The organism is Gordonia gummivorans (genome assembly GCF_022513585.1).
Classification (GTDB): domain Bacteria; phylum Actinomycetota; class Actinomycetes; order Mycobacteriales; family Mycobacteriaceae; genus Gordonia.
This window is the reverse complement of sequence record NZ_JAKWBF010000006.1, coordinates 18,617-42,418: the sequence shown is the minus strand read 5'-3', so window position 1 is coordinate 42,418 and position 23,802 is coordinate 18,617. Positions and strand designations below refer to the sequence as shown.

Annotated in this window: 19 protein-coding genes; 5 read left to right on the top strand and 14 right to left on the bottom strand. The window is 67.0% G+C overall.

Annotation, left to right across the window (positions count from 1 at the left end; translation table 11 throughout):
- The first annotated feature begins 8 nt into the window (after positions 1-8).
- Entirely contained in the window at positions 9-410 is a 402-nt protein-coding gene (locus MKW15_RS06405; RefSeq protein WP_240856756.1) for a hypothetical protein, read from the top strand.
- 134 nt (positions 411-544) lie between these two features.
- On the opposite strand, the gene MKW15_RS06400 is transcribed toward MKW15_RS06405, so the two are convergent.
- From MKW15_RS06400 to MKW15_RS06375, 6 genes are all read right to left on the bottom strand, one after another.
- On the bottom strand, positions 545-1,750 hold the full coding sequence (locus MKW15_RS06400) for a fatty acid desaturase family protein (protein WP_240856755.1): 1,206 nt from the start codon (positions 1,748-1,750) through the stop codon (positions 545-547).
- A 62-nt stretch (positions 1,751-1,812) separates the two neighbouring features.
- On the bottom strand, positions 1,813-3,144 hold the full coding sequence (locus MKW15_RS06395; RefSeq protein WP_240856754.1) for a fatty acid desaturase family protein: 1,332 nt from the start codon (positions 3,142-3,144) through the stop codon (positions 1,813-1,815).
- 656 nt (positions 3,145-3,800) lie between these two features.
- Positions 3,801-4,907: a GNAT family N-acetyltransferase gene (locus MKW15_RS06390; RefSeq protein ID WP_240856753.1), complete on the bottom strand. Its 1,107-nt coding sequence runs from the start codon at positions 4,905-4,907 to the stop codon at positions 3,801-3,803.
- Between the two features lie 77 nt (positions 4,908-4,984).
- Positions 4,985-6,100: a ferredoxin reductase gene (locus MKW15_RS06385; protein ID WP_240856752.1), complete on the bottom strand. Its 1,116-nt coding sequence runs from the start codon at positions 6,098-6,100 to the stop codon at positions 4,985-4,987.
- 54 nt (positions 6,101-6,154) lie between these two features.
- Positions 6,155-6,721, bottom strand: a complete 567-nt coding sequence (locus tag MKW15_RS06380; protein ID WP_240856751.1) for a DUF6912 family protein — start codon at positions 6,719-6,721, stop codon at positions 6,155-6,157.
- A 58-nt stretch (positions 6,722-6,779) separates the two neighbouring features.
- Complete coding sequence (locus MKW15_RS06375) at positions 6,780-8,222, bottom strand: wax ester/triacylglycerol synthase domain-containing protein (RefSeq protein ID WP_240856750.1); 1,443 nt, start codon at positions 8,220-8,222, stop codon at positions 6,780-6,782.
- 135 nt (positions 8,223-8,357) lie between these two features.
- On the opposite strand from MKW15_RS06375, the gene MKW15_RS06370 reads away from it, so the two are divergent.
- A complete protein-coding gene (locus MKW15_RS06370) occupies positions 8,358-9,434 on the top strand; it encodes a 2,3-butanediol dehydrogenase (protein WP_240856864.1) in 1,077 nt (358 codons plus the stop codon).
- A gap of 9 nt (positions 9,435-9,443) precedes the next feature.
- Here the strand turns inward: MKW15_RS06370 and MKW15_RS06365 are convergent, their stop codons facing one another.
- The 3 genes from MKW15_RS06365 to hpf all read right to left on the bottom strand — a co-directional run bounded on the left by MKW15_RS06365 (position 9,444) and on the right by hpf (position 13,996).
- Complete coding sequence (locus tag MKW15_RS06365) at positions 9,444-9,965, bottom strand: Rv3235 family protein (RefSeq protein WP_240856749.1); 522 nt, start codon at positions 9,963-9,965, stop codon at positions 9,444-9,446.
- Positions 9,966-10,210: 245 nt separating this feature from the next.
- Positions 10,211-13,036 carry a preprotein translocase subunit SecA gene (secA, locus tag MKW15_RS06360; protein WP_240856748.1) on the bottom strand — a complete coding sequence of 942 codons (2,826 nt, stop codon included), beginning with the start codon at positions 13,034-13,036 and terminating at the stop codon, positions 10,211-10,213.
- A 135-nt stretch (positions 13,037-13,171) separates the two neighbouring features.
- The gene (gene hpf, locus MKW15_RS06355) at positions 13,172-13,996 is read right to left on the bottom strand and encodes a ribosome hibernation-promoting factor, HPF/YfiA family (RefSeq protein WP_240856747.1); all 825 of its coding nucleotides are present in this window, start codon (positions 13,994-13,996) and stop codon (positions 13,172-13,174) included.
- An 816-nt stretch (positions 13,997-14,812) separates the two neighbouring features.
- Between hpf and MKW15_RS06350 the strand changes: the two genes are divergently transcribed.
- Entirely contained in the window at positions 14,813-15,502 is a 690-nt protein-coding gene (locus tag MKW15_RS06350) for a ComF family protein (RefSeq protein ID WP_240856746.1), read from the top strand.
- A gap of 12 nt (positions 15,503-15,514) precedes the next feature.
- Here MKW15_RS06350 and MKW15_RS06345 read toward each other — a convergent pair whose 3' ends face one another.
- Positions 15,515-16,456, bottom strand: coding sequence for an AraC family transcriptional regulator (locus MKW15_RS06345; protein ID WP_240856745.1), 942 nt, complete (start codon positions 16,454-16,456; stop codon positions 15,515-15,517).
- A 234-nt stretch (positions 16,457-16,690) separates the two neighbouring features.
- On the opposite strand from MKW15_RS06345, the gene MKW15_RS06340 reads away from it, so the two are divergent.
- On the top strand, positions 16,691-17,902 hold the full coding sequence (locus tag MKW15_RS06340; protein ID WP_240856744.1) for a cytochrome P450: 1,212 nt from the start codon (positions 16,691-16,693) through the stop codon (positions 17,900-17,902).
- A gap of 3 nt (positions 17,903-17,905) precedes the next feature.
- On the top strand, positions 17,906-18,931 hold the full coding sequence (locus tag MKW15_RS06335) for a 2Fe-2S iron-sulfur cluster-binding protein (protein WP_240856743.1): 1,026 nt from the start codon (positions 17,906-17,908) through the stop codon (positions 18,929-18,931).
- A 22-nt stretch (positions 18,932-18,953) separates the two neighbouring features.
- Here the strand turns inward: MKW15_RS06335 and MKW15_RS06330 are convergent, their stop codons facing one another.
- From MKW15_RS06330 to mtrA, 4 genes are read right to left on the bottom strand one after another with little or no spacing between them, the layout of a single operon-like run.
- Positions 18,954-19,616, bottom strand: coding sequence for a hypothetical protein (locus MKW15_RS06330; protein WP_240856742.1), 663 nt, complete (start codon positions 19,614-19,616; stop codon positions 18,954-18,956).
- A gap of 49 nt (positions 19,617-19,665) precedes the next feature.
- A complete protein-coding gene (gene lpqB, locus MKW15_RS06325) occupies positions 19,666-21,399 on the bottom strand; it encodes an MtrAB system accessory lipoprotein LpqB (protein ID WP_240856741.1) in 1,734 nt (577 codons plus the stop codon).
- Positions 21,392-23,056, bottom strand: coding sequence for an MtrAB system histidine kinase MtrB (gene mtrB, locus MKW15_RS06320; RefSeq protein WP_308221017.1), 1,665 nt, complete (start codon positions 23,054-23,056; stop codon positions 21,392-21,394). The genes lpqB and mtrB overlap by 8 nt, the downstream gene beginning before the upstream one ends.
- A complete protein-coding gene (mtrA, locus tag MKW15_RS06315; RefSeq protein ID WP_240856740.1) occupies positions 23,053-23,730 on the bottom strand; it encodes an MtrAB system response regulator MtrA in 678 nt (225 codons plus the stop codon). Before mtrA ends, mtrB begins: the two co-directional genes overlap by 4 nt.
- Positions 23,731-23,802 lie beyond the last annotated feature (72 nt).

The following is a 23,802-nucleotide window of genomic DNA, read 5'->3' as shown; positions in this document are numbered from 1 at the left end:
TGGTGGGTATGGCCCTGCTCGTCATCGTCACCATCGCGCTCCTGGCGCTCGCCGGGTGGTCGATGTCTGTGCGACGAGCAGGCGCGCCCCGTCGGGATCCGCAATACTTCCTGCTCAGTGCGCTCGTCAACGACGGTGCGTCGTCCGGGACCGATTGGCGCGCCGAACTGATCGAGGAGAAGCATCGGCTGGAATGGCGGGCAGCTCTGCCCGCGTTGGTTGTCGGAGCCACCGCGACGGCGGGTGCCCTCTACATCGTGCTCGGCAGTCTGCAGCCGACGGAGATCCCCGAACTACGTTGGATCACAGCGGAACTCGCGCTGGTGGCGCTGGCATCGATCGTGGTGGCGGCGGGCTGTATCCGTCATGCGGCGAGCGTCGCGGTGCGGGGGTCGCGGTTCAGCGCGTGAATGTTGTTTCGGACATGGTGATCTCGCCGGATTTCGATACGCGTCGGGCGGTTCCTGAGTAGCGAGCTTGCGAGCGTATCGAAGGGCGCAAGCTGGCGCGACGCTACTCAACCAGCAGGGAGTGGCGGTTCGCCCTAGCGGCGCTTGCGATTTCGGCGTCGGGCGCGCAGCTCGGCGATCGCGGTCTTGAGTCCGCCGGCGTTGGGCATGCCGGCGAAGCGTCGTTCCGAGGCGGTCTCGGGGGCGTCGTCGGAGGTGGCGATGAGGAAGCGGTCGGGCAGGGCGAGTTTGTTGATGGTGCGCAGCGTCTGCAGGTACTGCACCATCAGTGATCCGGTGGTGTAGGGCAGGTCGTACTTGTCGCACAGATCCTTGATGCGCTCGGCGATCTCGGCGTACCGGTTGCTCGGCAGGTCGGGGTAGAGGTGGTGCTCGATCTGGTAACAGAGGTTGCCGCTGAAGAACGCCATCGCGGGGCCGGCCTTGAAATTCGCGGTGCCCAGCATCTGTCGGAGGTACCACTGACCCGGGGTCTCGTTCTCCAGCGATTCGACGGTGAACTTCTCTGCGCCGTCGGGGAAGTGGCCGCAGAAGATGACCACGTAGGCCCACAGGTTGCGTACGAGGTTGGCGGTCAGATTGGCCGACAGGGTGCGTCGAAAGTTGGGACCGGACAGCAGCGGGAAGAGGATGTAGTCCTTGCCGACCTGCTTGGCTGCCTTCTGCAGGAACACCTTGATCTGCGGGATCGCGACCTCTTTGGGCTTGTCGCCCTTGATGACCTCTTTGAGCTCGAGGTCGTGCAGCGCGATACCCCACTCGAAGCTCGCGGCCAACATCATGTTGAACAGCGGCTGGAACAGGCGGCGCGGCTCCCACTCCTCGTCGCGCGTGACGCGCAGGATCTTGTAGCCGACGTCGTGATCCATGCCGACGACGTTGGTGTACTTGTGATGGATGAAGTTGTGCGAGTGCTTCCAGTGCGGAGCCGCACACACCATGTCCCACTCGTAGGTGGTGGAGTGGACCTCGGGATCGTTCATCCAATCCCACTGGCCGTGCATCACGTTGTGGCCGAGCTCCATGTTCTCGATGATCTTCGAGAGCGACAGCGCCGTGGTGCCGAGCAGCCACAGCGACCGCTTGTGACTGCCCAGCAGGGCCAGGCGTCCGACCACTTCGAGCGCACGGTGGGCCAGGATCGTCCGGTGTAGGTAGCGGACATCGCGCTCACCCCGATCCGCTTCGACCTCGCGGCGGAGTGCGTCGAGTTCGGCACCCAACGCCTCCACGTCGGCGTCGGTGAGGTGCGCGTACTCGTTGATGTCAGTGATCGCCATTGGCACCCATTATGCGCGCGTCACACACCCGATCCCAATCTGCGGGATCTGTCCGGCGACACTCAGGCTGCTTCGCGGCGCTCGACGGCGGCGGCCGCGTCGGCGATCCGGCGAGTGCGACGCCCACGACGGCCCTGGGCCAGCGCGGCGATCGCCGACCGCAGACCGCTGCGTCGGCCGGTGGACGGGTCGACGGTCGAGGCCAGGCGGACGCCCTCGGGCAGACCCTCCTTGAAGCGGCGCTCCGACGCGGTCTCGGGTGCGTTGTCGGCGGTCGCCGTCAGGTACTTGTCCGGCAGCGACAGCTTGGCGATGGTGCGCCACGACTTCGCGTACTGCAGCGGGAACGACCCGGTGGTGTAAGGCAGGTCGTACTTCTCGCAGAGCGCGCGCACCCGCACCGAAATCTCGGCCAGCCGGTTGCTCGGCAGATCCGGGTAGATGTGGTGCTCGATCTGGTACGAGAGGTTGCCGGACATGAAGGCCAGCACGGGCCCGGAGTGGAAGTTGGCACTGCCCAGCATCTGCCGCAGGTACCACTCGGGCCGGGTCTCGTTGTCCATGTCGCGCTTGGTGAACTTCTCCGCGCCGTCGGGGAAGTGGCCGCAGAAGATCACGGCGTTGGTCCAGACGTTGCGGATGACGTTGCCCATGATGTTGGCGGTGGCCGCCTTGCGGAACGCATGGCGTCCGCGTCGTAGGTCGCCACGTCCTGCGACGAGTCCCGCGAGCGCCGGGTAGACCACGTAGTCCTTGGCCATCTGCTTGCCGACCTTGGTGCCCACGTCGCGCAGGTCACGCTGGAACTCCGCCTTGGCCTCGGGGGTCTTGCGCTTCTTGCCGAGCTCGAGATGCTGGGCCGCGACACCGTACTCGAAGGCCAGTGCGAGCAGCGTGTTGTAGGCGAGATTGCCCAGGTAGAACGGTCGCCACCGCTGGTCGCGGGTGACGCGCAGCAGGCCGTAACCCACGTCGTCGTCCATACCGAGCACGTTGGTGTACTTGTGATGGATGTAGTTGTGGGTGTGCTTCCAGTGCGCCGACGGGTCGGTGTTGTCCCACTCCCACGTCGTCGAATGCACCTCGGGATCGTTCATCCAATCCCACTGGCCGTGCATCACGTTGTGGCCGAGTTCCATGTTCTCGACGATCTTCGCGACGCCGAGCGTGGCCGCACCGGCCCACCACGCCGACCGCTTGGTGGAACCGAAGATCAGCCCACGGCCAACGAGCTCGAGGCCGCGCTGGAAGCGGATGGTGTTGCGAATGTAGCGAGCGTCGCGCTCACCCCGATCCGCTTCGATGTCGGCCCGAATGGCATCGAGTTCCGCGCCGAGCGCTTCGATGTCCGAGTCGGACAGGTGTGCGTATTCGGGGATGTCGGTGATCGCCATCGAATGTCCCTTCGCCGAGTTCACTTACGCCTACGTTTCCGTAACTTACGCAATCGTAGGTTGTTCGCGACAAGTGAGTCCAGCGAATCGTTGGGAGAAGATCGGCGGTGTGAGGCGTCACACACTCTCGGGAGATGCGGCGGCGGGCGGCGACCATCGCGAGCATGCATCAGTGCCGTAGATCAGTGCTGCGTGGTGACTCGTACATACGGCGTTGGCCGTTAGTGCCTCGGCCTAATCAACGAGCAGGCGGGAGCGAACACGTTGGTGCTGGTCAGGGGCCGCCGTCGAACTCCTCGGGTCACGGACCCACCCGCCGACGGCGACGATCATGGAGGCGGGAAGGGTTGGAGGTTGGGCCGGTGGCCAGGATCGGGCCCCTGACGGTGGTCCTCCGGGTATGTCCCGGAAGCGGACGCTGACGGGCCCGATCTCAGTCACCGATTGTCGGCCGTCGCGTTCCGCCGACGGCGACGCCAGGAACATGCACCCACAAAAAGTCGGGGAAGAAACTTCGTCCCCGACCCTTGGTGTCCTCCCCCAGAAAATCGTGGGGGACGACTATGAAACCCGGGGAAGAAACTCTTCCCCTAGAGATTTTGCGGGCACGACGCTATCGTGTTTCCCCAGTTCAGAAAGCTGGTCGCCGAATCGAGTCAGCGCCAGTCGTGGAACAGCTCGTAGCCCACGAGGTCCTCGAAGATGCCGTCGGAGCGGGCGGCGAGATGCTGCGTACCGAACTCGCGGAAGCCACATGCCTCGGCGAGCTTGCGGCTGCCCGCATTGCTGGCGGCCGCGAACAGGGTGAGTCGTCGCAGGCCGATGACGTCGAAGATGTGGTCGACGGCCGCGGCCATACCCTCCCGAAGCACTCCCTTGCCCCGCGCTTCGGGATGGGTGTAAAAACCGATCTCGGCACCGGTCACTTCGTTGATCTCGAAGATCGACACGTCACCGAAGTACTCGTCGGAGTCCTTGTCGGCGACCGCCCACGTGCACGTCTGACCGCACGCGGCGGTCCACCACTTGCGGATTCGTTCGGCAGCGGCGTGTTCGTCGAGCAGCGGGTCGGGACGGGCGAAGAGGTACTTTCGCGAATCGGCGTCGTCGAGCGTCTCCCGGATACGCGGATCGTCCTTCTCCTCCAGCGGCCGCAACCGGAACCGCTCAGTGTCGAAAGTGTCTGCGTGCCAAGTCGTTTTGGGCTCGCGATCGTCGTCCTTGCGCAGCGAGCCGACCCACGCGGCGTGCGGCTCGCCACGCAGCTCCACACCATCGGGGATCGCGGCGTCGAGCCGAAACCCGCACGCATGCGCGACGCGTAGCGCGTCGATGTTGCCGGCAAGCGATGTCCAGCGCACCACTTCCTTGCCGGCCTCGGTGAAGGCGTGGTCGACCGCGAGCGAGACGGCGCGTCGCATGATGCCCCAGCCGCGCGCGTCGGGATGGAGGTCGAAGCTGAGGTGACTGAGAACGCCCTCGCCGGCGAGGTCGACGGTGCCGGCGAACCGACCGTCGACGTCCACCGCCCACACCATCTCGCTGCCCGACGCCCAGCACTGTGGCGCGTACTCCAGCGCGAATCGCTCGGCAGCCGACCGTCCGTATGGGGCAGGGATGGGAGTCCAACGGATTTTCGCCTGATCAGCGGCCAATTCGACCATGCGATCGATGTCGGCGGGAACATGCGAGCGCAGTGTCACCTCACCGTCCGTGAGGACCGGCACTTGCGATTCCTGTGATTTGGCAATCTCGGCACGCATCGAATCCACCCTATCCCCTCGGGTACGGATGGGCAGGCTGGATCGGAATGTTGCAGGTCAGATGACCGACTGAGTGGTCAGACGTCGAGCGTGCAGTCCCCAGCGGCCGCGCTCACGCAGGTCTGGATGCGCTCCCCCTCCACGTGTTCGACGCCCGACCGCAGGTCGCGCACGCAACCCTTCTCGACCATCACCACGCAGCTCTGACAGATACCCATCCGGCATCCGAACGGCATGATCGCGCCGGCGGACTCCCCTGCCTCCAGCAGGGTCGTCGCACCGTCGGCCTCGACGGTCTTGCCCGATCGGGCGAACGTCACCGTGCCGCCCTGCGCGCCGACGTGGCCGCGCTCCAAGGCGAAGCGTTCGATGTGCAGGTGGTCGGCGACATCCGCGTCGTCGTACATCTGGGCCAGGACTTCGAGGAACCCACCCGGGCCGCACGCCCATGCCTGGCGCTCGGCCCAGTCCGGACACAGCTGCGCGAGACGCACCGCGTCGACCTTCCCGTCGGTCCGGGTGTGCTGGACGTGCAGGTCGACGGTGCCGTCGTCTGCCATCTCGGCGAGTTCATCGGCGAAGAGTAGATCGTCGGCGGTCGGAGTCGAGTGGATGAGGCGAATATCGGTGCGCTGCTTGCGATGTCGCACCATTCGCAGCATCGAGATGATCGGCGTGATGCCGCTGCCCGCGGTGGCGAACAGGATCTTCTCCGGCAGCGGGTCGGGCAGGACGAACTCGCCCTGTGGTGCCGCGAGTCGCACGACGGTCCCTGGGGTGAGGCCGTTGACCAGGTGCGACGACAGGAATCCCTCCGGCATCGCCTTGACCGTGATCGAGATGGTCTTGTCCGACGCCGAAGTGTGCGGGGTCGAGGTGAGCGAGTACGACCGCCACGTCCAACGGCCCTCCATCAGCACGCCGATGCCGATGTACTGGCCGGGCGCGTAGTCGAACGAGAAGCCCCAGCCTGGTCGGATCGCGATGGTCGCGGTGTCCTCGGTCTCCCGGGTGACCGACTCGACCTTGCCGCGCAACTCGCGCGCCGACCAGAGCGGATTGGCCAGGTGCAGATAGTCGTCGGGCAACAACGGCGTGGTGATCCGCGTGAATGCCGCGCGCGCCCAGTGCGCCGCACGACTACGTGCCGCGACGTCTGCGACCGGCTCCTCGAATCGCTCCAGAAAACCCATGGGTAAACCATAACCTACGGAACCGTAGGTTAGCGATCCTGGTGCGTGGGATATCTACAACAGTTCGAGGAGGAACGGCAGTTCTTGCGTCGCGTACCAGGCGAGATCGAAATCCTCGACATCTCCGACGGCGAGCTCCGCGTCGAGGTCGCCCATGTCGGCGGCGTCGATGACCACCACGGCAGCGCGGACCTTGTCCTCGGCGTCGGCCCCGTCGACGTGCACCGACGCGATCGCCGACAGCGGTACGGGTCCGGAGATCTTCACGACGGCGTCGTCGAGGTCGGGGCGCAGCTTCACGTCGGCGACGTCGACGGCCACCACCGCCCGACGCGGCGGAAGGCGTGGGGTGTCACCGGGTTTGGTGGTCGACGCGTCGTCGGCGAGTTCGGCGTCGGCCTCGGTGTCTCCGGGTTCGGATGCCTCGCCGGCGAGGAGCCGTAACGATGCCCGGGCGGCCTCGCGCATGGCAGCCTCCGCAAGCTCCTCGTCGTCGCCGGAGAGATAGGACTCACGCAGCGCGGGCGTCAACGCGAAACCCGTTCCGCCCAGAGCGCGGAACTCCCCCGTCTCGTTGAGCTCCATCAACATCGTCAGCGTGGCGGGCAGGTACACCCTCATCGGCGGTCAGCTCCTTGTTCTTGCACACGGTCAACGATTTGGGACGCACGGTCAGCGGTCACGTGGTGGAGGCCAGTTCGTCGTAGGACTCGGCAACATAGTCGGCCATGGCCGGGAGGTCGCCGATGACGCCGCGGTCGGACATGAAACCGAACTGCAGGTTGTCGCCGTACTCCACGATGCTGATGGCCAACGCGCGCTGAGTGACCAGCATCGGGACGGCGTACATCTCCTGCACGCGGTGACCGAGCAGGAAGCGGTCGGCGATCGGGGCCGACCCCATCGCGATCGGCACGTTGTACGCGCGGCTGTTGAGCGATCGGAATGCGCGCGAACTGAACTCCGGGAACGGCACGACGCCCAGTTCGGGGAAGAGCGGTCGGGGTCCGCGGCTGACCCGCCGCGACGACTGTGCGAACCGATTCGCCAACCCGGCCACCTGCGCCAACCGAACCGCCGGATTCGCTTCTCCCACCGGCAGATCCGTCACAAAGCTGGGTTTCCCGACGGATATCCACCCGGGATCGGTGTCAATCTGGCGCTCCACACCGGGGTCGCGTGCGGAGAGCGGGACCACCACGCGGACGGTGTCGGAGATCGACGCCGCGGGGTCGAAGGACAGCAACCACCGGCGCATCACCCCCGACACGATCGCCAGCTCGACGTCGTTCACCGTGCACCCGTAGCGCTGCGCCACCTTTGCGCAGCCGCGCCGCGACACCGACGCCGTGGTGAACATCCGCGTCGAGGTTCCGCCGTTGTTCAGCGGGCTGCTCGGCGCCGAATCGGTGAGTTGCTGCACGAGCGCGCCCATCCGTCGCACCGACGTTCTCGCCTCGGAGATGAGCCCGTTGCCGTTCACGACGGTGTCGACGAGATCGCCCGGACGCGACAGCGCCTCGGCCAGCGCGCCGACGAACAGCCGCGTGCCACCGGGCGGCGACCCTGGCATCCACAGTTCCTCGGGCAGCCGCACCGACTCGGGCCCCTCGTCGCAGATGACCTCGCTGATCTCGTTGCCGCCGTCGTCGTCGAGCAGGCAGCGGTGCGATTTGGTGAGGATCGCGAGCTTGCCGTCGGCCAGCCCCTCGATGAGGTACATCTCCCACAGCGGCCGGGTGCGGTCGAGCGGGCGCGACATCACCCGGGCGATGAGGTCGGCGAGGTCGGCAGGACCACCCGGACGTGGCAGGCCGGAGCGTCGGATGTGGAAGTTGATGTCGAAGTCACGGTCGTCGACCCACACCGGCCGCGCCAGGCCGAGTGTCACCTCACGCACCACCTGCCGATACCGAGGCACGAGTTGCAGCCGGTTCTCCACCAGCGTGACCAGATTCGAGTAGTCCAGCGCCGGCCGGGGCGGGTGTGATGCGTCGGCGTCGTCGGACGTTGCCGTCGCCCGCTCCGGTGTCACGATGAGCAACGCACCGAGGTGGGTGGTCGTACGCGACTCGTCGAGGAAGTAGAACATCGCGTCGCGCGGAGAGAGACGGTTGACCACCTGCCTGATCCTAGTGGGTCGCCAGTTGCAACCCGGTGCAACTGTTGCGGGGTCATCGACGGGCGGGTGTGCTCGATGTACCGCCGCCGGACATCGGCGTCCGACATCGACGCGGTGATCACCGAAGGAGTTGCCATGCGCGCGGCACGCTATTACGACCGGGGAGACATCCGCATCGAGGACATCGCCGAGCCGGAGGTGGTACCCGGGACGGTCGGGATCGACGTCGCATGGTGCGGCATCTGTGGCACCGACCTACACGAGTACTCCGACGGCCCCATTTTCATCCCGCCGGCCGGGCATCCGCAGCCGATCAGCCACGAGAGCGCGCCGGTGACGCTCGGTCATGAGATGTCGGGTGTGGTCTACGCCGTCGGTGACGGCGTGGACGGCGTCGCGGTCGGCGACCACGTGGTGGTGGAGCCGTACATCATCCGCGACGATGTCGACACCGGACCCCACAGCCACGACTATCACCTGTCGGCAGACATGAACTTCATCGGGCTCGGCGGTTGCGGTGGCGGTCTCGCGGAGAAGATCGTCGTCAAACGGCGCTGGGTACACCGCGTTTCGAAGAAGGTGCCACTCGACGAGGCGGCACTGATCGAACCGCTGTCGGTCGGGTTCCACGCTTTCCAGCGCAGCGGCGCCTCTGCCGGCGACACCGCGCTCATCACCGGCGCCGGCCCGATCGGACTGCTCACTGCGGCGGTCTGCAAGGCCGAAGGGCTCACCACCGTCATCAGCGAGCCCAGTTCGTTGCGGCGCCAAAAGGCCTTGGACACCAAGGTTGCCGACCACGTCCTGGACCCCACGGCCGATGACGTCGTCGCGCGCGTCAACGAACTCACCGAAGGACACGGAGCCGACGTCGGTTTCGAATGCACCTCGGTGCAGCCCGCACTGGACACCCTGTTCGACGCGTTGAAGCCGACCGGAGTGCTGGTGGTCGTGTCGATCTGGGGCCACCCCGGCAGCGTGGAGATGCAGAAGCTGGTGCTCAAGGAGATCGACATGCGCGGGACGATCGCCTACGTCAACAGCCATCCCGCCGTCATCGACCTCGTCGAGAGCGGCAAGGTGGATCTCGCGCCGTTCGTGACCGGCCGCATCGGGCTCGACCACCTCATCGACGAGGGATTCGAGACCCTGATCCACCGCAACGAGACGGCCGTGAAGATCCTGGTGTCGCCGTCGGGTGCGGGTCTGTGAGTGGGCCACTCACGCAAGCGTGAACTCGACCAGCTGCCAGCGGTATTCGACCTTCCCGAGCCGGCCTGGTTGCGCGGGCCCGTTGGACCGAAGGCGGCACGGTAGGCGCTGGGCGCGGCCGGCGAATGCGCGGACCCGACCGCCGACGGCGAAGGAACCGAACACCTCCGCCGTGCTGGTGTCACGCAACTGCACGTGGACCCGTTGCAACGCCGTCCCGACGGTGGGATCGGACGATCGGAGCACGTTGTGGCGCAAGAGAACCGACACCTGCTCCACGATCGCGGGCGATACCATGCCGCCCAGCTGAGCGATACCGCGTCGGCGGTCGATCACCTCGAAGATCATCCGCGCGGACAGAATGGCGAACTGTCTGGCCTCCCGGGTCGCCGTCACCATCGCGCTGCGGGCGGGCGCAGCGGGTTTGGGTCGAGCGGGTTTGGGTCGACGGACCGGTGCGTCGACAACGCCGACCATCGCTCCGGTGTGCTCGTACGGGGGTGCCGGCTGAATGCGGATTCGGGTCTCCATACAAGATCGGACGCAGCAGGTACCGATCCGGTTCCCTCTTCTGCGAAAAAAAGTTCCGAGACTTTCACCGAAGCCGCGATTACCCCTGGTGAGATGACATTGTCGGCTCACCAGCCCTTCGAGGCCCTCGGCTGGCGCCTCGGGCACCTCAGGGAGCGGAAGACACACCTCAGGAGCGAAAGTCACCTCAGGGAGCGGACGGCACCTCAGGAGCGGTGGAGGCTTCGCGGCTCAGAGCCAGGTGGTCAGCGCTTCTTGCGGGACTTCGGTGGCTTGGGTCGGCTGCTCTTGGCGTTCGCGCGGGCGGCGGCACGACGTTCGCGCCGGCTCGCGGATTCGACCGCGGGATCGGCGAGTTCCTCGTCCTCGGAATGGATCTCGGTTCCGCCGCCCTCGCTGGGTCCGGAGAAGGTCATCGGGACATCGTCGTTCTCGGCCGCGCTGGCCCGCAGAGCGGCGGGCGCCTTCTTGCTCAGGTCCGGTGCTGCGGTACCCGATTCGGCGGAAGCACCGCGGACCGCTTCGCGCAGCGCCGCGGCCGACGGCAGCGGCGGCTGCTCGGCGGGCTGGGTCTGGACCTGGGCGTTGTAGAGGATGCCGAGGGTCTCTTCCTTGAGCCCTTCGAGCATGCCGCTGAACATGTCGAAACCTTCGCGCTGGTACTCGACCACCGGGTCGCGCTGAGCCATCGAGCGCAGGTGGATGCCCTCGCGCAGGTAGTCCATCTCGTAGAGGTGGTCGCGCCACTTGCGGTCGAGCACGCCGAGAAGGACGCTGCGTTCGAGCTGACGCATGGCGCCTTCGCCGGCGAGTTCGTCGATCGACTTCTCGCGCTTGTCGTACGCCGCGCGCGCGTCCTCGACGAGGGTCTCCTTCAGTTCCTCGGCCGAGATGTCGTCGCGCTCACCGTATTCGGTCTCCCCGACAACTTCCTTGGGATCGAGGTCGATCGGGTACAGCGTGCGCAGCGCGCTCCACAGCTCGTCGAGATCCCAGTCCTCGGCGTAACCCTCTTCGGTCGCGCCGTCGACGTAGGCGCCGACGACGTCGTCGATCATCTGCTTGACCTGCTCGCCGTGATCCTCGCCCTCGAGGATCTCGCGGCGCTCGCCGTAGATGATCTTGCGCTGCTCGTTCATCACTTCGTCGTACTTGAGGACGTTCTTACGAACCTCGAAGTTCTGCTGCTCGACCTGGGTCTGCGCGCTGCGGATGGCCTTGGTGACCATCTTGGCCTCGATCGGCACGTCGTCGGGCAGGTTGACGCGATTCATGATGACCTCGAGCGCAGCGCCGTTGAAGCGCCGCATGAGTTCGTCGCCCAACGAGAGGTAGAACCGCGATTCGCCGGGGTCGCCCTGACGACCCGACCGTCCACGCAGCTGGTTGTCGATGCGCCGCGACTCATGGCGTTCGGTGCCGAGGACGTAGAGTCCGCCGGCGTCGCGGACCTCTTCGGCTTCCTCGGCGGCTTCCTTACGGGCGAGTTCGATGGCCTCTTCCCAGGCGGCCTCGTACTCGTCGGGGGTGTGCACCGGGTCGAGTCCGGCCTTGCGCAGACGGGTGTCGGCGATGATGTCGGGGTTGCCGCCGAGCACCACGTCGGTACCACGACCGGCCATGTTGGTGGCCACCGTGATGGCGCCACTACGGCCGGCCTCGGCGATGATCTGGGCTTCTTGCTCGTGGAACTTGGCGTTGAGCACGTTGTGCGGGATGTCGCGCTTCTTGAGCTGACGCGACAGATACTCGGAACGCTCGACGCTGGTGGTACCGATGAGCACCGGCTGGCCGGCCTCGTAGCGTTCGGTGATGTCGTCGACCACGGCCGCGAACTTGGCCTCTTCGGTCTTGTAGATGAGGTCGGTCTGGTCCTTGCGGATCATCGGCTTGTTGGTGGGGATCGGGAGCACGCCCAGCTTGTAGATCTGGTCGAACTCGGCCGCCTCGGTCTCGGCGGTACCCGTCATGCCGGAGAGCTTGTCGTACATGCGGAAGTAGTTCTGCAGCGTGATGGTGGCAAGCGTCTGGTTCTCGGCCTTGATCTCGACGCCCTCTTTGGCCTCGATGGCCTGGTGCAGACCCTCGTTGAACCGGCGGCCGTCGAGCACGCGACCGGTGAACTCGTCGACGATCAACACTTCACCGTTGCGGACGATGTAGTCCTTGTCGCGGTGGAAGAGTTCTTTGACCTTGATCGCGTTGTTCAGGTAGCTGACCAGCGGCGAGTTGGCGGCCTCGTAGAGATTGTCGATGCCGAGACGGTCCTCGACGAATTCGACGCCGGCCTCGTGCACGCCGATCGTCTTCTTCTTGATGTCGACCTCGTAGTGCTCGTCGCGCTCGAGCAGCGGAGCGATCCGCGCGAACTCGACGTACCACTTGCTCGACCCCTCGGCCGGACCCGAGATGATCAGCGGGGTGCGGGCCTCGTCGATGAGGATGGAGTCGACCTCGTCGACGACGGCGAAGTTGTGGCCGCGCTGGACAAGATCCTCCAGCGAATGCGCCATGTTGTCGCGCAGGTAGTCGAAGCCGAACTCGTTGTTGGTTCCGTAGGTGATGTCGGCGGCGTAGGCGACACGACGCTGGTCGGGGCTCATGCCGGTGAGGATGACGGCGGTCTCGAGGCCGAGGAAACGGTGGACGCGGCCCATCCATTCGGAGTCGCGCTTGGCGAGATAGTCGTTCACGGTGACGACGTGCACGCCGTCACCCGAGAGTGCGTTGAGGTAGGCCGGGAGCACACAGGTGAGGGTTTTGCCCTCACCTGTCTTCATCTCGGCGATGTTGCCGTAGTGCAGCGCCGCGCCGCCCATGATCTGCACGTGGAAGTGCTTCTGGTCGAGCACGCGCCAGGCGGCCTCGCGGGCGACGGCGAACGCCTCGGGCAGAAGCTCGTCGAGCGACTCGCCGTCGGCGTGCCGTTCTTTGAACTCGTCGGTCTTGGCCTTCAGTTCGGCGTCGGTCAGCGCCTCTGTCTCATCCGACAGCGCCTCGACGTGCGAAGCGATCGCATCGAGTCGCTTGACCATTCGGCCTTCACCGACGCGCAGCAGCTTGTTCAGCACCGTGGATCGAGTCCCTCACTATGTCGCCAACATACGAAATCCGGCCTACGCGTGCGCGCAGGCCGGATCCCATGGTACCGAGGCCCCCTGAGCGAATGCTGATCGGAGTCGATCAGACATCCGAGACGGGGTCGCCTACCCGTCGCAGGCGAGACGGATGAGTCCGTAGTCGAATGCGTGGCGGCGGTACACCACCGATGGCTTGTCGGTTTCCTTGTCGTGGAAGAGGAAGAAATCGTGCCCGACGAGTTCCATCTCGTAGAGCGCGTCATCCACCGTCATCGGCACCGCAGCGTGTTCCTTGACGCGGACCACCTGACCGGGCTCGTGCTCGGAAACACCGTCGTCCCAGGTCTTTTCGGTGACCTTCTCCACCTCACCCGGATCGCCGACGAAGCCGTCCACCGACAGCTGATCGTCGCGCAACGGCGGTGCGCCGATCTCGGTCGCCTCGGCCACCGAGATGGGTCGCCGGTTGCCGTGGTGCACGCGCCGACGGTCCTTGGCGCGGCGCAGCCTCGACTCCAGCTTGTCCAGGGAGCCTTCGAGTGCGGCGTAGAAGTTCTCACCACTGGCCTGCGCGCGGACGATCGGCCCCTTGCCGGTCGCGGTGACCTCTACCTGCTGGCAGATCTTGGATTGCCGACGGTTGCGTTCGTGGTTCAGCTCGACGTCGAAACGGAAGATGCTGGGATCGAACCGCTCGAGGCGGGCGAGCTTGTCGCCCACATAGATGCGGTAGTGGTCTGGGATCTCGACGTTGCGGCCGGCGAACACGACCTTCGCGGTGGGTTCGGCGGGTTCGTCGGCGCCGTCCGAACTGGGCGGACGGACGTAGGCGAACTTGGGATCGAAGGGATCTTCGGTCCGGGTGGGCTCGGCGGCCGAGGTCTCCTCGGGTGGCCGGGCGTCGCCGACCTTTGATTCGCGCTGGCCCTTACGGTGGATGACTGTTGACATTCAACTACCTCCAGAGTGGTTCACCCGGCGGCGATCGAAGCGTCGTGATCTGTTGTCGCACTGACAAATTCGTCGTTACCGGGGATCGTGGCCATGCCAGCCGAGCGGCTGGCATCCATACGCAGGGGCAACACCTCCTACCGCGCCGTCGCAATCGTTGCCTCCGCGGGGACAACAGCCCCCCGCCGGCAACCTGCTCTACCTCTGACCGTAGTCGGTCGTTTGCCTCCCGGCCACGTTTCGCGGGCCCTTGCGCGGCGTGATTTGAAACTCGGGTCCTTGGTCCCATGTCAGCGATTCGTCGCGCTCCGAACACGGGACCTCTACCTTCGGTCAGCGACTGGATACCGAACTCGTCGGATCACCGGGAAGGGTTGGGGGTCGGGGCTGGTGGCCAGGATCGGGCCCCTGACGATGGTCGTCCGGGTATGTCCCGGAAGCGGACGTTGACAGGCCCGATCTCAGTCACCGGTCGTCGGCCGTCGCGTTCCACCGAACGTGACGCCCAGGCTCATGTGCCCACAAAATCTAGGGGACGAAACTTCCTCCCCTACCCTTGGAGTCCTCCCCCAGATAATTCTGGGGGACGACTATGAACCTCGCGGAAGAAACTTCTTCCCCTAGATTTTGCGGCACGACGCCATCGTGCTTCCCCAGCTCAGAAGGGTGTCGCCGTCGAGTCGGCGACCCACCGCGGGGTTTTGTCGACAACCGTGGACGATGAAAGCCCTCACAAACCGGGACCTGTCCACAGTTCGATCGTCGAATCGCTCCACTTCCGCCGACCAACCGGCGACGGGCCCTACCGTCGCATCCATGGCAGGGAGCGCCGCGCAACGCGCGTCCGGTGTACTTCGCGCCGGCGCCGACCTCGTGCTGCCGGTGACCTGCGGCGGATGCACCCGACCGGGTAGCCGGTGGTGCGCGCGGTGCTCGGCACGCCTGGCCGACGACCCCGTCTTGTGCCGACCACGAGTGCCGCCGGGCATCCCGGTATGGGCGCTCGGCCGATACCGGGGTCCGCACCGGCAGGCGATTCTGGCGCTGAAGGAGCACGGCCGACGGGACCTGGTGATTCCCCTGGGGTCGTCGGTCGCTCGCGCGATGCGCACCCTCGCCCGCTGGGGCGAACTCCCGGACGCCCCGCGATTACACCTCGTACCCGCGCCCACGCGCACCCTGTCGGCTCGACGCCGCGGCGGCGACCCCGTGTCGGCCATCGCCACCCGCACCGCACAGGCGCTCGGCTCCCGCGTCTCGGTGGCACCGATGCTCGTCACCGCGGGCGCCGCGCGGGACTCCGCGGGCCTCGACGCCCGAGACCGGGCGCGCAACCTGCGCGGCGCGGTGCAACTGAGGGCAAGCGCCCGACGCCCGGGTCCGGGGTCTTCGGTCATCCTGGTCGACGATGTGCTGACCACCGGTGCGACGGTCGCCGAATCGGTGCACGTGCTGGCGTCGGTCGGGGTCGAGGTGGCGGCGGCTGTGGTGATCGCGGCGGCGTGAGGCCACCGTGGCTCACCCCCGCAGCACCGAGGAGGGACTCACCCCGAACCGGCGGCGATAGGCGCTCGCGAACCGGCTCGGACTGCTGAACCCCCAACGGGCGGCGACGTCGGCCACGGTGACACCGCCGCGTTCGAGGTCGGCGCCCGCCCGCTCGAGCCGGATGTCGGCGAGCGCGCGGGTCGGCGTGGTCTCCTCGAACTCCGCGAATGCCTCTTGCAGCCTGCGAACGCTCACTCCGGCGAGACCCGCCATGTCGGCGAGCGACCACGGCCGGGCGGGATCGTCGTGCAACGCGTCGAGCACGCGCTTGACCATCCCGGGCCGCAGTCGCCCGACGTCGTCGGGCGCAGCGTCGGACACCGACAGCAGGAAGGCGGTGGTCACGGCGCTGGCGAGTTGCGGTCCGACGAGCGGGTTGGCCAGCAGGTCACCCGGCTCGCGCACCTGCGCCGACAACGCCTTGACGAGCCCGAACCACGATGCGCCGTCGTCGGTTTCGAGGTTGATCTGGTCGGGCAACGTCAGCCGACGCCGCAGTGGCGCCGCGAGGACGCGGTCGGCTTCGCGTTCCAGGTACTCCGCGTCGAACTTGACCCCGATGACCTGGCAGTCCGCCGTCCAGTTGGTGATGAGCGATTCCCGGTCGGCGGTGAAGACGGTGCCGGTGCCCGGGGTCGAGACCAGCTCGCCGTGCCCGGCGCGCGAATGCAGACGCCCGGACAGCGGGATGTTCACCTCGTACGCGCTCGGATATTCGCAGGCGATGGAGACCGCTGTCCCCCACCGAAGCCGCCCGATGGTCACGCCGTCGAGCTCGACCGTCCGCATCGTCAGGTCGACGTCGGCACGACCGTCGAGCGCGGCGAGCTCGTGCGGAAAGTAGGCGTCGGCGACCGCGCGGTGAGCGGTGTCCCAATCCTGGGTTCCGACGAGGCTGCTCGGTGTGGACATCGGTAGTTCAGATCTCCCAGTGCGACCCGGTTGATTGGGCCGGCTTCCGCCGGTGGGCTTACCGACGTATCTGTGTTCTACCGCATCGATGGTCGTCGATGCGATGCAGATCACAACTCTTTCGCGCGATGTGTACCGCCTCCGCGCAATCGGTGTCGATCGCGCGGTGTCCGCGGCCCTAGCGTCTGACCCCACCACAGCCGATGTGGTCCACACACGAAGGAGTCGAACACCATGACCGCGACCATCTCCTGGCTCGACGACATCACCATGACCGAGCTGGAACGCAACCCATACCCCGTCTACGAGCGTCTGCGCGCAGAAGCCCCACTCGCCTACGTCCCGGTCCTGGGCTCGTATGTGGCCAGCACCGCCGAGGTCTGCCGGGAGATCGCCACCAGCCCCGACTTCGAGGCGATCATCACCAAGGCCGGTGGTCGGACCTTCGGGCATCCGGCGGTGATCGGCGTCAACGGCCCCATCCACGACGATCTGCGCTCGATGGTCGATCCCGCGTTGCAGCCGCAGGAGGTCGACCGCTGGATCGACGACCTGGTCCGTCCCATCGCGCGCCGCTATCTCGAGGAGTTCGAGGACGAGGGTCGGGCCGAGCTCGTCGCGCAGTACTGCGAACCGGTGTCGGTGCGCGCGCTCGGCGACCTGCTCGGACTTCAGGACGTCAGCTCGGACAAACTGCGCGAGTGGTTCCACAAGCTGTCGCGGTCGTTCACCAACGCGGCGGTCGACGAGAACGGCGAGTTCGCCAACCCCGAGGGATTCACCGAGGGCGACGAGGCGAAGGCCGAGATCCGCGCCATCGTCGACCCCAAGATCGACCACTGGATCGAACACCCCGACGACAGCGCGATCAGCCACTGGCTCCACGACGGGATGGAACCGGGCAAGACCCGCGATCGCGAGTACATCTATCCCACGTTGTACGTCTACCTGCTCGGCGCCATGCAGGAACCCGGCCACGCGATGGCGTCGACGCTGGTGGGGTTGTTCAGCCGGCCCGAGCAGCTGGAGATGGCGGTCGACGAACCGGGCTTGATCCCGCGCGCGATCTCTGAGGGCATGCGCTGGACGTCGCCGATCTGGTCGGCGACCGCCCGCATCAGCACCACCGACGTCGAGGTGGCCGGCGTGTCACTGCCGGAAGGATCGGTGGTGCTGATGTCGTACGGGTCGGCCAATCACGACAACACCGTCTACGACGCGCCGTCGGCCTACGACCTGACCCGGCCGCCGCTGCCGCATCTGGCGTTCGGCGCGGGCAACCACGCGTGCGCGGGCATCTACTTCGCCAACCACGTCTGCCGGATCGGTCTGGAAGAACTGTTCGACTCGATCCCGAATCTCGAACGCGACACCAGCGCCGATGTCGAATTCTGGGGCTGGGGATTCCGCGGCCCGACGTCGCTGCACGTGACCTGGGAGGTCTGACCGATGGACACGTCCCATTCCGTGGAGGTCGTCGGGTCCTCGACGCAGACCGTGCGGTGCGCCGACGATCAGCGGCTGCTCGACGCCTTCCTGCGCAACGGCGTCTACCTGCCGAACTCGTGCAATCAGGGCACGTGTGGGACCTGCAAGGTCAAGGTGTTGTGCGGGACCGTGGATGCGCCGCCCCCGTCGGACACCGTGCTTTCGCCGGAGGAGCAAACCAACGGATTCGTGCTCGCCTGCCAGTCGACGCCGCGGTCGGACACCCGCATCGAAGTGCCACTCGATGCCGCGAGCGGTCCCGGACACCTGCTGCGCGATGTCGCGGGAATCGTCAGCGGGATCGAGTCGGTCGCCGACGACACCGTCACGGTGACCGTGGACCTCGACCAACCGCTCGAGTATTCGGCCGGCCAGTACGTCGAGTTCACGGTCCCGGGCACCGACGAGGTACGGCAGTACTCGATGGCCAACCCGCCCGGCGACGGAGGTTCACTCGAATTCCACATCCGTCGGGTCGACGGCGGGCTGGCCACCGATCGATGGATCTTCGACTCTCTCGAACACGGTCACTCGATCGCGATCCGCGGACCGTGGGGTGACTTCGTCCACGACCCCGACCACGACGGCCCGATCATCCTGCTCGGCGGCGGCACCGGCCTCGCGCCGTTGAAAGCGATTGCGCTGCAAGCACTCGAGCTGGACTCCGCACGCGAGGTCCACCTCTATCACGGTGTGCGCACCCGCGGTGACCTCTACGACGTCGACTTCTGGCAGTCGCTCGCCGCCCGACATCCCGGGATGCGATACACGCCGTGCCTGAGCCGCGAGGACGGATTCGGGCGGCGCGGATACGTGGGCGATGTCCTCGTCGAGGACTTCGACTCGCTGCGCGGATATTCCGCCTACCTGTGCGGGCCGCCCGCGATGGTCGACGCCGGCGTCAAGGCGTGCAAGCGGCGCCGGATGGCCGGACGGTTGATCCGCCGGGAGAAATACACACCGGTCGCGGCGGCCGTTCCGGCGTGATCGTGGCGCCACCGGCGGGGGCTCAGTGCCACCGCGGCAGTTGCGGGTCCTCGCCCTCGATGTCGACACCTTCGACGCCGCGGGCCAGCCATTGGGCGAGGCTCTCGCGGGTTCCGTAGATGCGCTGACCACCGCCGGACAGCTCCCACCGGTCACCCTCGAGGGTCGCGAGCGTGATCGGTGGGATGTCGTCGCTCCGCTCGAGGCGTCGGACCATGGCGTCCAGTGCGTCGAGCACCGAGTCCGGGTCGGCTTCGTCGATGGTCCACACCGAGTCCAGGGCGTCGTGGGCGAGAACGACTTCGGCGATGCGCTGGGGTACCACCTCGCCGGGCGCAAGGTCGAGGTCCGCGTAGGCGACCACCGTGTCGGGCGCCGCCGATCCCAATCCGGCCGCGGCGTCGGAGAACGCACGATGCGCCTCGCGGAAGCGGGCACACACGTCGTCTGACACCGACCCCTCACCCGGCGACGAATCCCCGAGGGCTGAGCGGACCGCCGCGGCCAGGGCGAAGCCGTCGTCGGCGAGCCGGCCGATGACCTCGGAGCGCGGCGTGCCGGCGGCGGTCGGGGCGGCCAGGCGTTCGGCGCTCATCATCGAGACGATCGCGTCGAGCATCTCCGACTCCCGGCCCAGCCGCGACAAGTCCGACGAGAGCCTGGTGATTCGCGTTGACGACGTCATGCTTGGCATCGTCGCACCTGACATACCGTCGGCGGATCGGTTTCGACGGTTACGGGAGGACCGGAATCGCGCCCGGTGTCATCGCGGGCTCCACCTCGGTCCAGTACTGATCGGGTTGCCCGTTGGTACTGCCGAGACGAAGCACTCCGCGCTGGTCACCGGCATAAACGGTGGTCGGGTTGGCCACGACAGCCCGCACCGGCGGTGAGAGGTTTCCGCTGAGCAGCCCGACCGCAGGCGTGCCATTGATCGACAACTGCACCACCGGGGATTCGGGCGCCTCCCGGGCGACCATCAGCGTCGTCGGCGACGCCCAGTCCAGCGACACCGCCCGGTTGCCGATGTTGTAGGCCGCGATGCGTGGGCTGGTCAGTGACACCTCGCCGTCGGCGTTGGTCGACACCACCGCGAACAGCACTTGCCCGCCGACCAGCAGCGCGACCCGCACCCCGTCCGGGGCCACCTGCAGTTCGTTGATCGGGCCGCGGGCCACCGCGGGGATGGCGGCGGCGTTGACCTCCGCCATCGAGGTGCCGTCCGCGTCGCGCGTCCAGCGCATCGGCCGGCCGTCGACGACCACCCACACCGTGTCGGCGTCTCCCCCGAACGACGGGCGGGTGATCGACGCGCCGGTGCTCACCTGGGTCGGATTGGTGCCGTAGTCGCCGACCATGAACTCCATCCGCGGACCGGGTCCGACGCGGTTGAGAGCCGCCGCGACCCGACGACCATCCGGGGAGATCGACGCGGACGCCACCGCTCGGCTCGCTCCGAGCGACCCGGCGACAGGCACCGTTCCGGTGTTCGTGACGGCCAGGAGCGACCCACCCGTGATGATGTTGAGTCCGACGTCGGTGGCCGGGATCAGCGTCGGATCGAAGGCCTTCACATCGGTCGTCTGCCAGCCCGACGCGCGTTCGGCCACGAGCGCCCCGCCGTCGGCGTTGATGACGTACGGGCCCGGCACGTTGGCGCCGGCGAGCGTCCAGATGATCTGCGCCGCAAGCACTGTCCGGTCTCGAACCGATTGGGTGGTGATCCCGGTGAGCTCGATGCGCACGCCACCACCGGCCAGCGGCGCCACCGGACCCCGCAGCGCCGCGCCCTCAGGGAAGCCGGTCGCCACCGCCGACGCGAGGTCGGCCGACGGTCCCGCGATGAGCAGGTTCACCAGGGCCGTCGGATCGTTGTTCTGGCCGGCATACAACCAGCGCGGATCGGGCACGAGACGGCGTCCGGTGCGGTCGGTGTAGTACAGCGACACCGCTCGATACGACGCCTCGAACTGGTCGCGATCGATCAACATCTCGTCGGGCAGCGGCCCGTCGATGCGCCACTGATCGGCGACCAGCACCAGGCTGATGGCGGTCTCGATCCGTCCGGTCGCCGGCACCAGCTGACCGTCGGACCTCAGGGTCCCGTAGCTGTCGCCGATGAGCCGCATCCTGACCGAGTCCTCGTCGCGCTGGTCGATGAAGATGCTGATCTCGTCGACGATGGCCGCGTCGCCGCCGTCGTCCCACTGTTGGGACGACGTGCGGGTGAGGAACCGCCGCGCTGCGCGATGACCGTTCTCCGGAGCCGCCGTCGCCTTGAGGAAGGCGCGGACCAGCGACTCTGGGTCCATGTCGCGCTCGGGCACCGGCACCTCGTCGGTCGCGCCTTCCCGCTCGAACGACTTGATCGGCTGCGGCGACGAGTTGTTCGGGATCGAGCCGCAGCCCGCGAGGAACGCGCCGACGATCGCCAGGATCGTCACGACGATGAGACGAGACCTAGTCATCGGTCGCCCCCGAGGTCCGCGTGGCGGTGCGGGCCGTGGTGCGGGTGGTGCTCGAGACCGGTTTGAGCGGCAGCGGACTGCCCAGGACCTTGTGGCCACGAACCAGCGGCAGGGTCAGGCGGAAACAGGCGCCGCGGCCGGGTTCGCCCCATGCCTCGAGACGTCCCTGGTGCAGGCGTGCGTCCTCGATACTGATCGCCAGACCGAGACCGGTACCGCCGGACCGCCGGAACCGCGACGGATCCGACCGCCAGAACCGGTTGAACACGAGTTTCTCTTCGCCGGGCCGCAAGCCGATGCCCTGGTCGCGGACGGTGAGTGCCACGGCATCACCGTCGGAGCGCATGGTGAGCGTCACCGGTTTGCGTTCGCCGTGGTCGATGGCGTTGGCCAGCAGATTCCGCAGGATGCGTTCGACGCGGCGCGGGTCGATCTCGGCGATCACCGGTTCGGCGGGGAGGTCGAGGATGAGCTCGGTCCCGGTCTCCTCGGCCAGGCGCCCGACCGTGGCCAGTGCAGCATCGATCGGGATGGCCATGTCCATGCGTTCGGCCGCCAATTCCGCCATGCCGGCGTCGTGGCGGGAGATCTCGAGGAGTTCGTTGAGCAGCGTCTCGAACCGGTCGAGCTCCTTGTCGAGCAGCTCGACCGACCGCTTGCGCACCGGGTCGAGTTCGTCGCGGCCGTCGTAGAGCACGTCGCTGGCCATCCGGACCGTCGTCAGCGGCGTGCGCAGCTCGTGGCTGACGTCGGAGGTGAACTGCCGTTGCAGACCACCGAACTCTTCGAGATGCGTGATCTGTTTGGACAAGCTCTCGGCCATGTCGTTGAACGACATCGCCAGGCGCGCCATGTCGTCCTCGCCGCGCACCGGCATTCGTTCCTTGAGGCGGCCGTCGGCGAACCGGACCGCGATCCGCGACGCCGACCGCACCGGGATCACCACCTGCCGCGACACCAGCCACGCGATGGCCGCCAGCAACCCGAGCAGTACCAGGCCACCGGTGAGCAGGGTGCCGCGGACCAGGTCGACGGTGTTCTGTTCGTTGGTCAGCGGGAAGACGAGATACAGCTCGAGACCGGGAACCGACGCGTTGGTCGGCGAGCCGATGATGAGTGCCGGTTCCGAACCGCCACTCCCGGTGGGGACCGACGTGTACTGGTAGGCGACCTGACCGCCCTGCACCATGTCCCGCAGCGTTTGCGGTATCTCCGACGTCGGACCGACGCCCGGCGGAGCGCCGTCGGCGTCGGACCCGGGCACCAGCAGCACGGTGTCGAAGGTGCCGACCGCACCCGAACTCTCGCCGGTGTCGACATCACGGTCGGTGAGCAACGAGCGTGTCTGCCGCAGCCGGTTCTGCACCGACATGTTGCCGTCGCCGCTGGAGAGGTCGCGTTCGACGGCCACGCGTGCGCGGTCGACCTCCTCGGTCGCGGCCGTGAGTTTTACGTCGAGCAGGCGGTCGGTGATCTGGCTGATGAGCACAAAACCCAAGATCAGGAGCACGACAAAAGACAGCACCAACGTCGAGACCACCACACGCAGTTGCAGTGACCGCCGCCAGATGTGACCGAAGGCCCGGCCCAGGCTGCTCGCTGCGCGAGTGAATCGTCCGAAGGTGCTGTTGACGCGTCGCCGAGGTCTCCCGATCACGGCGGGCCGGCCTTGTAGCCGACCCCCCTCACTGTCAGGACGACCTCGGGATTCTCCGGGTCCGTCTCGACCTTGGCGCGTAACCGCTGGACATGCACGTTGACGAGTCTAGTGTCCGCCGGATGGCGGTAGCCCCACACCTGTTCGAGGAGCACGTCCCGGGTGAAGACCTGACGCGGCTTGCGGGCCAGCGCGACCAGCAGGTCGAACTCGAGTGGGGTCAGCGAGATGGGTACGCCTTCGCGGGTGACTTTGTGGGCGGGGACGTCGATCTCGACCGGGCCGATGGACAGCAGTTCGGCCGGCTCTTCGTCGGTGCGACGCAGCCGGGCACGCACGCGGGCGACCAGTTCCTTCGGCTTGAACGGCTTGACCATGTAGTCGTCGGCGCCGGACTCCAGGCCGAGCACCACGTCGACGGTGTCGGACTTGGCGGTCAGCATCACGATCGGGACGCCCGAGTCGGCCCGCAGCACGCGGCACACGTCGATGCCGTTCATGCCTGGCAGCATCAGGTCCAGCAGCACCAGGTCGGGCCGGATCTCGCGGACCGCGGTCAGGGCCTGGGTGCCGTCACCGACGACGAACGGTTCAAAGCCCTCCCCGCGCAACACGATCGTCAGCATCTCGGCGAGAGCGGCGTCGTCGTCGACGACAAGGATGCGCGGCTTCATGCACCAATGGTGACACTTCCGTGATGCAACCGTGGTGATCGACGCGCCGGGCAGCTGTGGTGGTCTGCTCTA

Bases quoted from the DNA above. Each gene is read 5' to 3' on its own strand.
- MKW15_RS06405 (WP_240856756.1), top strand. From the start codon at position 9: ATGGCCCTGCTCGTCATCGTCACCATCGCGCTCCTGGCGCTCGCCGGG.
- MKW15_RS06400 (WP_240856755.1), bottom strand. From the start codon at position 1,750: ATGGCGATCACTGACATCAACGAGTACGCGCACCTCACCGACGCCGAC.
- MKW15_RS06395 (WP_240856754.1), bottom strand. From the start codon at position 3,144: ATGGCGATCACCGACATCCCCGAATACGCACACCTGTCCGACTCGGAC.
- MKW15_RS06390 (WP_240856753.1), bottom strand. From the start codon at position 4,907: ATGCGTGCCGAGATTGCCAAATCACAGGAATCGCAAGTGCCGGTCCTC.
- MKW15_RS06385 (WP_240856752.1), bottom strand. From the start codon at position 6,100: ATGGGTTTTCTGGAGCGATTCGAGGAGCCGGTCGCAGACGTCGCGGCA.
- MKW15_RS06380 (WP_240856751.1), bottom strand. From the start codon at position 6,721: ATGAGGGTGTACCTGCCCGCCACGCTGACGATGTTGATGGAGCTCAAC.
- MKW15_RS06370 (WP_240856864.1), top strand. From the start codon at position 8,358: ATGCGCGCGGCACGCTATTACGACCGGGGAGACATCCGCATCGAGGAC.
- MKW15_RS06365 (WP_240856749.1), bottom strand. From the start codon at position 9,965: ATGGAGACCCGAATCCGCATTCAGCCGGCACCCCCGTACGAGCACACC.
- hpf (WP_240856747.1), bottom strand. From the start codon at position 13,996: ATGTCAACAGTCATCCACCGTAAGGGCCAGCGCGAATCAAAGGTCGGC.
- MKW15_RS06350 (WP_240856746.1), top strand. From the start codon at position 14,813: ATGGCAGGGAGCGCCGCGCAACGCGCGTCCGGTGTACTTCGCGCCGGC.
- MKW15_RS06345 (WP_240856745.1), bottom strand. From the start codon at position 16,456: ATGTCCACACCGAGCAGCCTCGTCGGAACCCAGGATTGGGACACCGCT.
- MKW15_RS06340 (WP_240856744.1), top strand. From the start codon at position 16,691: ATGACCGCGACCATCTCCTGGCTCGACGACATCACCATGACCGAGCTG.
- MKW15_RS06335 (WP_240856743.1), top strand. From the start codon at position 17,906: ATGGACACGTCCCATTCCGTGGAGGTCGTCGGGTCCTCGACGCAGACC.
- MKW15_RS06330 (WP_240856742.1), bottom strand. From the start codon at position 19,616: ATGACGTCGTCAACGCGAATCACCAGGCTCTCGTCGGACTTGTCGCGG.
- lpqB (WP_240856741.1), bottom strand. From the start codon at position 21,399: ATGACTAGGTCTCGTCTCATCGTCGTGACGATCCTGGCGATCGTCGGC.
- mtrA (WP_240856740.1), bottom strand. From the start codon at position 23,730: ATGAAGCCGCGCATCCTTGTCGTCGACGACGACGCCGCTCTCGCCGAG.